General features: G+C 42.1%; 13 protein-coding genes. 5 read left to right on the top strand and 8 right to left on the bottom strand.

Going from position 1 to position 11,927, the window contains the following annotated elements:
• Nucleotides 1-48: 48 nt before the first annotated feature.
• The gene (locus tag PR799_RS14535) at nucleotides 49-813 is read right to left on the bottom strand and encodes a CDP-diacylglycerol diphosphatase (protein WP_272522545.1); all 765 of its coding nucleotides are present in this window, start codon (nucleotides 811-813) and stop codon (nucleotides 49-51) included.
• A 169-nt stretch (nucleotides 814-982) separates the two neighbouring features.
• A complete protein-coding gene (locus PR799_RS14530; protein WP_272522544.1) occupies nucleotides 983-1,576 on the bottom strand; it encodes a LysM-like peptidoglycan-binding domain-containing protein in 594 nt (197 codons plus the stop codon).
• Between the two features lie 208 nt (nucleotides 1,577-1,784).
• On the opposite strand from PR799_RS14530, the gene PR799_RS14525 reads away from it, so the two are divergent.
• Entirely contained in the window at nucleotides 1,785-2,405 is a 621-nt protein-coding gene (locus PR799_RS14525; RefSeq protein WP_036949262.1) for a peptidylprolyl isomerase, read from the top strand.
• Nucleotides 2,406-2,540: 135 nt separating this feature from the next.
• Nucleotides 2,541-3,275 (top strand): 3'(2'),5'-bisphosphate nucleotidase CysQ, encoded by a 735-nt coding sequence (gene cysQ, locus PR799_RS14520; RefSeq protein WP_154603046.1) that lies wholly within the window; start codon nucleotides 2,541-2,543, stop codon nucleotides 3,273-3,275.
• Between the two features lie 78 nt (nucleotides 3,276-3,353).
• Here cysQ and mqo read toward each other — a convergent pair whose 3' ends face one another.
• The 4 genes from mqo to PR799_RS14500 all read right to left on the bottom strand — a co-directional run bounded on the left by mqo (nucleotide 3,354) and on the right by PR799_RS14500 (nucleotide 6,877).
• Nucleotides 3,354-4,847, bottom strand: a complete 1,494-nt coding sequence (gene mqo / locus PR799_RS14515; protein WP_272522540.1) for a malate dehydrogenase (quinone) — start codon at nucleotides 4,845-4,847, stop codon at nucleotides 3,354-3,356.
• An 8-nt stretch (nucleotides 4,848-4,855) separates the two neighbouring features.
• Nucleotides 4,856-5,245 (bottom strand): hypothetical protein, encoded by a 390-nt coding sequence (locus PR799_RS14510; protein WP_272522539.1) that lies wholly within the window; start codon nucleotides 5,243-5,245, stop codon nucleotides 4,856-4,858.
• A 490-nt stretch (nucleotides 5,246-5,735) separates the two neighbouring features.
• Nucleotides 5,736-6,329, bottom strand: coding sequence for an NUDIX domain-containing protein (locus PR799_RS14505; protein ID WP_272522538.1), 594 nt, complete (start codon nucleotides 6,327-6,329; stop codon nucleotides 5,736-5,738).
• Nucleotides 6,330-6,463: 134 nt separating this feature from the next.
• Nucleotides 6,464-6,877: a YgiW/YdeI family stress tolerance OB fold protein gene (locus tag PR799_RS14500; protein ID WP_036948980.1), complete on the bottom strand. Its 414-nt coding sequence runs from the start codon at nucleotides 6,875-6,877 to the stop codon at nucleotides 6,464-6,466.
• A gap of 177 nt (nucleotides 6,878-7,054) precedes the next feature.
• On the opposite strand from PR799_RS14500, the gene qseB reads away from it, so the two are divergent.
• Complete coding sequence (qseB, locus tag PR799_RS14495) at nucleotides 7,055-7,717, top strand: quorum sensing response regulator transcription factor QseB (RefSeq protein ID WP_036948983.1); 663 nt, start codon at nucleotides 7,055-7,057, stop codon at nucleotides 7,715-7,717.
• Nucleotides 7,714-9,066 (top strand): quorum sensing histidine kinase QseC, encoded by a 1,353-nt coding sequence (gene qseC, locus PR799_RS14490; protein ID WP_272522535.1) that lies wholly within the window; start codon nucleotides 7,714-7,716, stop codon nucleotides 9,064-9,066. Before qseB ends, qseC begins: the two co-directional genes overlap by 4 nt.
• A gap of 256 nt (nucleotides 9,067-9,322) precedes the next feature.
• Here the strand turns inward: qseC and PR799_RS14485 are convergent, their stop codons facing one another.
• Nucleotides 9,323-9,886, bottom strand: a complete 564-nt coding sequence (locus tag PR799_RS14485) for a YtfJ family protein (RefSeq protein ID WP_154628839.1) — start codon at nucleotides 9,884-9,886, stop codon at nucleotides 9,323-9,325.
• A gap of 290 nt (nucleotides 9,887-10,176) precedes the next feature.
• Between PR799_RS14485 and PR799_RS14480 the strand changes: the two genes are divergently transcribed.
• Nucleotides 10,177-10,383 (top strand): DUF1107 domain-containing protein, encoded by a 207-nt coding sequence (locus PR799_RS14480; protein WP_272522533.1) that lies wholly within the window; start codon nucleotides 10,177-10,179, stop codon nucleotides 10,381-10,383.
• A 72-nt stretch (nucleotides 10,384-10,455) separates the two neighbouring features.
• On the opposite strand, the gene PR799_RS14475 is transcribed toward PR799_RS14480, so the two are convergent.
• Nucleotides 10,456-11,799: a hemolysin family protein gene (locus tag PR799_RS14475; protein ID WP_272522531.1), complete on the bottom strand. Its 1,344-nt coding sequence runs from the start codon at nucleotides 11,797-11,799 to the stop codon at nucleotides 10,456-10,458.
• Nucleotides 11,800-11,927 lie beyond the last annotated feature (128 nt).

The raw sequence follows: 11,927 nt of genomic DNA, 5'->3' as shown, positions 1-11,927 counted from the left end.
AAAAACACCGGGGATCCGGTGTTTTTTTATTTCTAGCGTATGGAAAATTTACTGATTAACTGAACATTGGTAATCCAGCAATTCTCCCGCACTACCTAAATTAAACTGCCAAACATCCATACGATTCGCTAATAATACCATCGAACCATCTTTCAGCTCCGTCACAGCCAGTCCATAGTTCCCCATGCTGTCATTATGTGCTTGAACATACTCATTTAACTGCTTGAAAGGACTCTGTTGGCTATCTAACTTTTTCACCCAATATTCATGACCTTCTAACGGCACAGGAAAAACATGCCATTCAGATTTAATCGCATCCGCATGTTGGTTAACTAGCTCAATAACTTGTGGTTTTAGGCAAGCAATATGGATATGAAGTTGATCTTGTGAACGCCCATATTGTGAATTAATCGCTAAGGCGAGTTTATCATCGCTAATAGCGGGTTGACCCGCTGGGCTAACACTCTCTCGCTCATTCCAGGCAATCGTAAAGTAATCAGGACTATTATCTTCAAGTAATAAAGGGGATTCGATACCGCTGACTTTATCGGTTGGCAGCACCAAATTATGAACCGGGCCTTTTTTATCTTTGAAGAGTACATAGCGATTGTCTAAATCCACTTTCAAGCAAGATGGATTACGCTGGTCGGGATCATTGATAGCAATGCACTGCTGGCTAATGATATTCCACAGCCCATCCGCATGGTATTTAATCCATGAAATATAGCCAATAACACTGAGCAGTAGGAGTAAAACTACGGCGGCAATAATTTTAATGAGCTTCTTTTTGCAGGTATTGTTATTTTTCTGCATAGATTTTCCTGTTCTTTTCCCTGTTTAACCATTAAGTGTAATAAAGAACAGTGATTATACGTAGTTTATGGTGAGAGACGTCATCAAATAACGTCTCCATTGAATTTTTATTCTGAAAATAAAAGAAAAGTCGGGTTATTGTATGAAATACCCGACGTTAAAAGACAAACTAAGGTGTTCGATAATAGCTACCATCGCTTAAGCGCGTAAAGCTATAGGTTTGGCCGTTGGTTGCTGTGATTTCCAGCTGTTGAACTTCACCTTTACCATTGGCTTTTAATCGGATTTTCTGCCCTTGTTGCAAGTTGCTAAGGGGTTTTTCTGAGCCTTCAACTTTTGCCATGATAAAGGCATCATTCGCCTGCAAGTTATTATCACGAAATAGCTGCGCCAATGTTTTCCCTTTCTGAACGCGATAATTCTGCCATTCATTAGCTGAAGGGCGAGTGGTTGATGGCTCACTGGTACTTGGCTGCTGTGTTGACTGAGACGTTTGTGGTTCTTGAATAACTTCAGGCTCACTTGGCAATGACGTTGATGTATCTGGGATGTTGGTTGTCGGTTGTTCTGGCTGCGATAATACCGTATCAGGGATTGGATTTGGCTGTGCAGTTGGTGGGATCACTATTGGCTGATTCGGTATATTGCCCGTATTATTCTGCGCGGTATTCGGCTTATCGCTAGATGGCCAAAATAAGGCAGCAATAACGATCAGCGCTAGAATAGCAATTCCATAGCGATGAAAAGTGGATAGTCTCAACATGACCCCTCCTATATTTGAGGAATAATTAATCACAGACGTTTTAACGCATACTAGCACTATTTACGCGTAAATTAACAAGTTGAAGGCTAATTTAGGAGAACACTGAATAATTTAGACAGTTTTATTCTTCCGTGATCGGGTTTAGGTTTACCCATAGGAAAGGGGCTGCTATCCTTGGTTTTTCTCAAAAAATGAAATGGGTATTTTCATGGCAAACCAAAACTTTGATTCAGTAGAAGCTCAAGCGAGCTATGGCATTGGTCTACAAATTGGACAGCAATTATTAGAATCAGGACTAGAGGGCTTAGTTCCAGACGCAATTTTAGCGGGTCTGACTGATTCTTTAGAAGGCAACATGCCATCAGTTCCAGTTGAAGCTCTGCATAAAGCACTGCGTGAAATGCACGAACGTGCAGATGCAGTTCGCCAAGAGCGTCAAAAAGAACTGGCTGCAGAAGGTCAAAAATTCTTAGATGAGAACCAGAAGAAAGACGGCGTATCGACTACTGAGTCTGGTTTGCAGTTCTCTGTGATAAACCAAGGTGAAGGCGCAATCCCAGCTCGTTCTGATCGCGTTCGCGTTCATTATACAGGCCGTTTAATTGACGGTACTGTGTTCGACAGCTCCGTACAGCGCGGTCAACCAGCAGAATTCCCAGTGAGCGGCGTGATCCCAGGTTGGATTGAAGCGCTGACATTAATGCCAGTGGGTTCAAAATGGGAATTATACATTCCTCATGAATTAGCTTACGGTGAGCGCGGTGCAGGTGCATCTATCCCGCCATTCAGCACTCTTGTTTTCGAAGTTGAGTTACTGGAAATTTTGTAATTTCTGACTGACTTACAGAAAAGAAGAATAGCCTTATTAGCTTGCCATTTTGGTATAGCTAATGAGGCTTTTTTATTAGCGTAAATATTCTGCTCTTGTTACTCTTAAAGGCTTCGTGTCATTAGGGGAAATAAAATGCGCCAACAACTTTGTACACTTGCCCGAGAGGCGGGTGATGCCATCATGAAAATCTACAATGGGCATGCGCCATTGCAGGTTGAACATAAGCAAGATGATTCCCCTGTCACAGCTGCGGATATTGCGGCCCATCAAATCATCAAAGAGGGACTTTCACGTTTATCACCTGATATCCCTCAACTTTCGGAAGAAGATCCTCCAGAATGGCCTGTACGTCGTGACTGGCAACGTTACTGGCTTATTGACCCATTGGATGGAACTAAAGAATTTATTAATCGTAATGGTGATTTCACCGTCAATATTGCGTTAATTGAAAATGGCATTCCAGTCATGGGTGTGGTTTTTGCGCCAGCTAAAGGGTTAATGTATTACGCCGAAGGCTCTCAAGCGTGGAAAGAAGAGCACGGGGAAATTCAGCGTATTCACGTCAAAGCTGAGACGCCGCCTGTGGTGGTGATCAGCCGTTCTCATCAAGACCCCCAATTGATGGCGTATCTCGCGAAGCTTCCAGAGCATCGCACAGCGGAGATAGGTTCATCGCTAAAATTCTGTTTAGTAGCGGAAGGCAGCGCGCAGTTATACCCTCGTTTTGGACCGACTAATATCTGGGATACAGCCGCAGGGCATGCAGTGGCATTAGGAGCAGGGGCGAGCGTGGTGGATTGGCAGGGAAATACACTGGATTATTCACCGAGAGAGTCTTTTTTGAACCCTGGTTTTGAATGTCGCTAAGACCACGAAAATAGCAAGATAGTAAAAGTCGGGTAGCTAATGATTCACTTACCCGACTTGAATAACATGATTTAATGTTTAGTTATCTAATTGCAGCACTTTAGCCGTTGCAGTACGAATATCTAAACACGCTTTTGCATCCTGTTTTAAATCAATTCCATAAGTTGGAATGATGGTCTTCAGGCGAGCTTCCCAACCATCCGCAGAGAGTTGATCTGCAAAGCAGGTCTTCAGTACGTTGAGGGCGATAAACGCAGCAGTCGATGCACCTGGTGATGCACCCATTAATACGGTGAACGATTTATCTGCACTCGTAATCAGCTCAGTACCGAACTCCAATACGCCTTTTTTCACCGGATCCGGTTTAATGATCTGAACGCGTTGGCCTGCGACAACTTCTTTCCAATCTTCACGCTGCGCATCAGGATAGAATTTTTGCAGCATAGAGAATTGATGAGCAGACGTTTGCAATACTTGTCCCACGAGATATTCAGCCAACGACCAATCATCTTTCGCGATGGCAAGCATCGGTTCAATATTGTTCAGTCTGATAGAATCAAACAGATCCAGATAAGATCCATGTTTTAGGAACTTACTCGAGAAACCAGCATATGGCCCAAACAGTAAAGAGCGTTTTCCGCCGATGATGCGGGTATCTAAATGCGGTACAGACATCGGTGGTGAGCCTTTATCGGCTTTCCCGTAGACTTTGGCATGGTGGCGAGCCGCCACTTTTTCATCGTCACAGCGTAGCCAAATTCCACTCACAGGGAATCCGCCATAGCCTTTACCTTCAGGAATACCGGATTTTTGCAGTAACTCAATGGCGCGACCACCGGCTCCTACAAACACAAATTTTGCGGACGTAATGGTTTTTTCGTGAGTCAGAAGGTTCTTCACTTCGACATTCCAGCGCCCGTCAGGCGTCTGTGTCACATCAATCACTTCATGTTTATAGTGAAGAGAAAACCCACTCTGCTCGCTCAGTTGTGCCATCAATAAGTGAGTTAAGGCACCGTAATCCACATCAGCGCCGGTGACGACACGGGTGACCGCAATTTTTTCATTAGGATCACGGCCTTCAACCACTAATGGTGCCCACTCATCAATCTGTTTTAGGTCATCGCTGTATTCCATATTGTGGTAACAGTGATGGGCAGACATTTGACGGAAACGTTGTTGTAAAAACTTGATGTTGTCTGCACCAGAGACAAAGCTCATGTGTGGGCAAGGGTGGATAAAGTCCCGTGGATTTTTGATTTTGCCTTTGGTGACTAAGTAAGACCATAGCTGACGAGATAGGTCAAATTCAGTATTTACTTCAAGGGCTTTGCTGATATCTACCGTACCATCAGGGTTTGGCGGGGTATAGTTCATTTCACAGTTTGCCGCGTGACCTGTCCCCGCGTTATTCCATGGGTGGGAACTCTCTTGGGCGCAGTCATTTAATCTTTCGAACACGGCGACAGTGAGATTTGGCTCCAGCTCTTTAAGAAATGTACCGAGCGTGGCGCTCATGATCCCCGCACCGATCAGCGCGATATCAACATTTTCTGCAATGGGTTTAGTCATGGAAATCCCTATTTTTTATTCGGAGTGAAACACAAGTCTGTACCGTCTTGATACACCACATAAGCGCGTCTCCAAGGTTCATCACCAATCAAACGCCATTTATGTCCTGTTCCTGTGTTGTCTTGAGCAAGCAGAATGTCACCTGGCTTGATAATAAATGTGGAGCCATCTTTGGTTTCGAACTCTAAGGTACCAGTGAGGGTGATAACATAGCGTGGAACGGGATCTTTGTGCCAATCCCAAGAGCCACCTGAAACGGTTTCGCGAAAGGTGAGTTTACTGACGGCAATGACAGGGCTTTGGTCATCTCCACGAGCAACACCATTCAGTTCAATGGTGCCTTCTTCAAACAGAGAGTTACCGTCTTCACCTGTCCACATACGAATACAACGGATCATCTTATTTAGCTCCTTAACTTAAGAATAATATTGCTTAATAACTAAGATAATATTCAGTGTTTCGATTTTTACCTTAACGAAAAAATAGTGAAATTCAGAAAGTAGTTTGTCTTTAAATCTAAAGTTTTTTAATGACAAGGTCAAAGTTAATATTTTTCAATGAAAGTATTTCATTGAAAAAAATAGGCTTTTTAATTTTATTGATGATTGTTTTTAGATGGGTTTATTTGGTGATTTTTTAATTTAAATCAAAGCGATAAAAGATAATTCTTTTTTGATGGAATAAACTCTATTTTATTCTTTTCTTTATCGAGTTTAGATGCTCGGTAATGGAAAGTGTAATAAAATGTAATTTATCAAACATGAGTAAATAAAATATGAAAAATAAAAGAGAATAGGAAAAATAAAGAGCAAAGAAATCGTTTAATGATGATTATATAGAACAGATTCAGAGTGGAAGGGCAAAAATGCTATTTTCACCCTTTAAAAATTAACTATTTTTGGGGTCTAGAATTCCGTTTAAGGCAAGATGTTGAATAAGCATAATGGTTTTACCATCCATGATCTCCCCATTTTTGATAGCAGCAAGCGCATCAGGGAATGACCATTCCATAACCTCAATATCTTCACCTTCATCAGCGAGTCCGCCACCATTACTTTGGCGGTCTTTATCACTGTATTGTGCAATATAAAAATGCAGCTTTTCAGTGACTGAGCCCGGGCTCATAAAGGCTTCAAATACCTTTTCTAGGTTATCAATTTTATAGCCAGTCTCTTCTTCGGCTTCAGCAATAATTCTTGCTTCAGGGGAAGAGCCCTCAAGTAATCCAGCGGCGGCCTCAATCAGCAGCTGTTTATATCCAGAAACGTACATTGGCATCCGAAATTGACGGATTAAGATAATGCTATTTTTGGATGTGTTATACAGCAAAATGACAGCGCCATCGCCACGGTCATACACTTCTCGCTCTTGTTTTTGCCAAGTGCCATCGTGTCGCTGTAATTCATAGGTATATTTTTTGAGAATGTACCAGTTATCGGACAGTAATTTTTCGCTGATATTCCTAACTTGAGGCTGTTTCATAAATAAGTACGAGAAGAGACAAGGTAAGCATAATTTAGCACTATAAATTAAGAGGGGAAATAGGGAGGCAGGGAACAGACTGAAATAACAAAAGGCCAGCAATGGTGAATTTGCTGGCCTCTGGTCGAAATTAATTATTTGATGATTTGCAGTTGTTTAACGTCTATTTCTTTAGAGTTCCAGTCTTTATCAACTTCACCGCGAATTTCGATTTTATCTTTCGGCGTGACGTTCACACCATTGAAACGTTTTTGGCTAATTTCAACGGTGATAGTGCCTGTGCCATCGGTGAATTCGTAATGTTTTTTATCCAGCTGTTTAACGAGATTACCGCGTAAAACAACCCAGCTGTTGTCAGATAATTCAAGGGCTTTCGCAACGGTTGTTTCACTTGCATTTGGGCCGTTAAAGCCACCTTCTTGTGTTTTCATGGTTTCAGTGTTAGTGGTGTTGGCGACTTCACCTGGACCTGAAAAACCACCAGTAGCAGCAAAAACAGGGGCGGTAGCAAGGGCAGCGATTAAGGTGATTAAAGGTAATTTTTTCATTTTTGTTTCTCCACAAGTAACCAGAAATTTGGTCTATGGGATGTATTTAACCAAGTAAATCTTAACAGGATCTTAAGAACTCAAATTAATTAAATATATTTTTAATTTGGACAATCACCACTGGTCATCATGAATTTAATAAGATAAATATAACAATATTCGATGCGGAGGTTAAATATGCGTATTTTATTAATAGAAGATGATCGATTAATTGGCGATGGCCTAAAAGTAGGGTTAACACAATTAGGGTTTACCCTTGATTGGTTTATGGATGGTAAACAAGGTCAACAGGCTTTGTTTGATGCCCCTTATGATGCTGTCGTGTTGGATTTATCACTTCCGCATATTGATGGTATGGATATTTTGAAGTTTTGGCGTAAGCAAGGGCGAGATGAGCCTGTTTTGATTTTGACAGCGCGAGATGCCCTTGAGCAACGGGTAAATGGGCTACAGCAAGGGGCTGATGATTATCTGTGTAAGCCGTTTGCGCTTGCGGAGGTTGCGGCGCGTTTGCAAGCGTTGATCCGTCGGCGCAGTGGGCAGCTATCACCCACGTTGGTACATGGTGACGTGGAGATGGATCCTTTAGCGATGACGGTCACTTACCAAGGGAATCCTGTGCAGTTAAAGGGTAAAGAGCTGGCACTATTATCATTATTTTTGCATAACCCGAAAAAAGTGCTGTCTCGTAGTGCGATAGAAGAAAAGTTGTATAACTGGGATGAAGAGGTCTCCAGTAATTCGGTTGAAGTTCACATTCACCATTTGCGCCGCAAATTAGGCAGTAAGTTTATTCAAACTGTTCATGGTGTTGGTTATCGACTGGGTGATGAAGCATGAAAACGTTCAGCTTAAGGCTCAAACTGACTTTGATGTTATTGCTCCTCGCTGTCATGACGTGGGGAATTGCTAGCTCATTGGCATGGTATCAAACCTATAAAACCATTAACGAATTGTTTGATACTCAACAAATGGTATTTGCAAAGCGCTTATCGGTGTTACCGACGGATATCGACTTGCCTCAAGCATCATTGAGTAAAACTAAAAAATTATTGCGGAAAAATCGGGGAAGCCAAGACGATGATGCATTGGCGTTTGCGATTTTTACTCCGAGTGGCGAAATGGTGCTAAATGATGGTGATAATGGGCGCAAAATTGAATTTCAATTTGATCGTGAAGGATTCAGTGAAGGTAAGCTGAAAGGTAGTGATGATGAATGGCGCTTTGTTTGGCTAAAATCCATTGATAATCAATATATTATTGCGGTAGGGCAAGAGTGGGAATACCGCCAAAGTATGGCGAACAGCATTATGTTTTCCCAGCTCATACCGTGGCTGGTCGCGCTACCGATGATGCTAATCGTATTTTTATGGCTACTCACTCGAGCATTAAAGCCCCTGCGGGATGTGGCTAAACAGCTACGGCAGAGAAAGCCGGATGAGCTGAGCCCAGTGACGGTACCAACAATTCCGAGTGAAGCGAAGCCAATTCTAGATTCTCTGAACGGATTATTCGACAAAATAAACCACATGTTTGTGCGTGAACGACAATTTACCTCTGATGCTGCCCATGAACTGCGTAGTCCTCTTGCCGCATTGAAAGTCCAAACTGAAGTGGTGCAGATTGCTGGAAGTGACGAGGCAATTCGCCAACATGCAGTGGCTAATCTTTCGGAGGGAATTGATCGTGCAACTCGGCTGGTGGATCAGTTATTAACGTTATCCCGCTTGGAGTCTTCTAATCAGCTAGATGATGTGAGTGAAGTGAGTTGGCAGGAATTAATTGAGCAAGCCGTTAAAGAGAGCGAGCTGGAAGCTCGGCAAAATCAGGTAACGTTGAAAATATCGATTGTTGAAACGCCGCCGCCTTTTAAGGGGCAAAAACTTTTGTTGTCCGTACTCTTAAGAAACCTTCTTCACAATGCTATCCGCTATGGTAAGGCCGCCGGTATGGTTGAAGTCAATTTGTATCGCCACTATCTGGAAGTGAAAGATGATGGTGATGGCGTTTCCCCTGAAGTATTAGCGCGTTTAGGGGAGCGTTTCTACCGACCACCGGGGCAAGAAAAAACGGGCAGTGGCTTAGGGTTATCAATTGTTAAACGCGTGGCTCAGTTACATCATCTCAACGTGACGTTTACTAATGTCACGGAAGGGGGCTTTTGTGTCACTGTTCGTTGGAGTGCATAATTTAGTCTGTTTTATGCACAATATTGAATGAAGTTGTTGCAGAATAATCAGCTGAGTTTAAATCTTATTATGATGTGTTTTTGCGGTTATGTTCAGCAGGATCTCATGACGGTAAAACATATTTCTGTGCGTCAACAGTAGTCGACGCACAGGAAAACAGCCTATATTTATGAGAATGAGAGCCGGAATGGCTCTTTTCTTATCTGTTGAATGTTGGTCTTGTTCACTCTGACCTTGTTAACTCCGATCTTGTTAATTATGGCTTTTCTAACTCGGCGACAATCACGCTAATGGCTTTATTAACCTCTTGAGGCGTTAGCGCGCCATCTTTATAAAATAAGACATTACCTTGCTTGTTGAGAATGATAATGGCGGAACTCTCTGGCGCAAGGCTCCATGCATTCTTCACCACACCATCGCTATCAACAATAAATTGAGAGTAAGGAAACTCTTTCTTGCTGTCTTCCACGCTGTTTTTTACAAATACACCAGTACCAAAAATTGAATCATCCGTATTGATAATGCTAGTGGTTTGGTATTTGTCGTGAGGGAATTTGGCTTGTTTAATCGCTTCGATGAGCGGAGCATTAAGCTCTTTGGCGGAAGAGCGTCCTGCAATGTGTTGAATGGTGCGAACTTTACCGGCAAATTGCTGGCTCTTCCACGGTTGGTAATTGAATTTTCCCGCATTATCTAACTGTAATTCGCCTTTATCTGTGACGGTAACGGCGGGTACAGGTTGATTTAATTGAATATTAATGGCAAATCCCGTTGAAGATAAACCGAGCAAGCAGGTTAATAAAAGCAGTTTTTTTATCATAAAGGTACCTTTAGAAATCATTGTCATTGTTGTGTATAGGGTGAGGATTTCTGGTGCTGCTAGTTATAGCATAGCTCATCGGATGAGTGGCAAGATGAAAATTAACAAATTGGTAAAATTCAGCATAAATACGAGGTTTAAATGTAATTTAACCGTATATTGACAATGTCATGTTGTGTCAGCATTTTGAATAAAATTGCAATTTTCGAACCAAAACAAAATTTTCTAGTCTATGATTATTGAGCGATATGCAATGAGGTATCGTCAGAACAACATGGAGATCAGTTCTAATGAAAATTTTTAAGCATTATAACCCATCGAAAATTGCTCTATACGTGAAAACACTATTCAGAGGTAGGCTCTATATTAAGGATTTTGGGGCTTTCGAATTCAATAATGGGAAGATTTTACCACCAAAAGTAACCGATAAAACTCATTACAATGTGATGAATGAAGTGAACAAACAAGTGATATTACTGCGAGCGGAGTTAGGCTAACAACCTTCAAGCTCCTTAAGAATAACAACGCCACATACAGTGGCGTGTTCATATTAGCTATCAGTGGTTATTTTAAGTTTTTGACGTATCTTCACTACCCGCAGTACCTGGCTGAACCACAACTGCGGACGGTGTGTTTGTGATACGCGTGACTAACAGCTGATCAATCTTGTAGTTATCAATATCGACCACTTCAAATTTGTAGCCCGCATATTTCACATAATCAGTGCGTTTCGGCATCTTTCTCAAGCGATACATCATAAAGCCTGCAATGGTTTCGTAGTTGCTGAAATCTGGGAATTCGTCGATATCAAGGATACGTTGAACATCCTCGATTGGCGTGCCCCCATCAACCAGCCATGAATTCTCATCACGGGTAATAATTTGCTCTTCTTGTCCTGGCCCAATCAAGTCACCCATTAAGGTGATCATCACGTCATTGATGGTAATAACACCCATCACTAAGGCATATTCGTTCAGGATAACGGCAAAATCGACGCCACTATTTTTAAAGGCTTCTAAGGTATCAGACAGGGATAAAGTATCCGGAAGCATTAAGGTATTCTGGATATGTACACCGTCACGTAAACTCAGGCTTTGGCCATTCAATACGCGGTTGAGGAGCTCTTTGGAATCCACATAACCAATCACATGGTCGATATCCCCTGCACAGACTAAAAATTTCGAATGTGGCTGGGTGGAGATTTTGTGTTTGATGCTCTCTTCAGATTCGTCTTTATCAAAGAAAATGATGTTTTCTCGTGGTGTCATCGCCGAAGGAACAGTACGTGACTCAAGTTCAAACACGTTTTCAATAAGCTCGTGCTCTTGTTTACGCAACACCCCAGCGACTGCGCCCGCTTCAACAACAGCAAAGATATCATCAGAAGTAATGTCTTCATTACGTGCAGTGGGTAATTTGAAGAGTTTAAAAATTAAGTTCGCTAAGCCATTGAAGAACCATACGAGCGGGCTTAAAACCACTAAGCAGAAACGCATTGGGTTAACGATGCGTATAGCGATAGCTTCAGGTTTTACCATTCCAATACGTTTTGGTGTTAAGTCCGCCACGAGAATAAATAAGCTGGTGACGATGGTAAATGACACAATGGAAGCGGCTTGCTGTGCCCATGTAGGGGATAAGAATTTAATGAATAGCTCTTGCAATGCAGGAGAGAATGCAGATTCACCCACAATACCGGCTAAAATCGCAACGGCGTTTAAACCAATTTGTACAACGGTGAAGAACATGCCCGGCATTTCTTGTAATTTGAGAACGCGAGCGGCGTTAATATTGCCTTCGTCGGCCATTAACTTCAATTTAATACGGCGAGAAGCTGCCAATGAAATTTCGGACAGCGAAAAAAATGCGCTGATTGCACATAATAAAAGAACGATAAGTAAACTGTTTAGCATAAATTATCCAACCCTCTAGGTAGTGAATTGTCACTTCTTGAAATCCTAAAGGCAATGTAAGGGTATTCCATTTCAATAATAATTAGCGCCTTAGCGCGGTGGGGTATCGCGCTAAGTATAGCACTAGC

Origin of the sequence: Providencia sp. PROV202 (assembly GCF_028479565.1) — a bacterium.
GTDB classification, from domain to species: domain Bacteria; phylum Pseudomonadota; class Gammaproteobacteria; order Enterobacterales; family Enterobacteriaceae; genus Providencia; species Providencia zhijiangensis.
The sequence above is the reverse complement of the archived record's forward strand: the minus strand, read 5'-3'. Positions and strand labels throughout refer to the sequence as shown.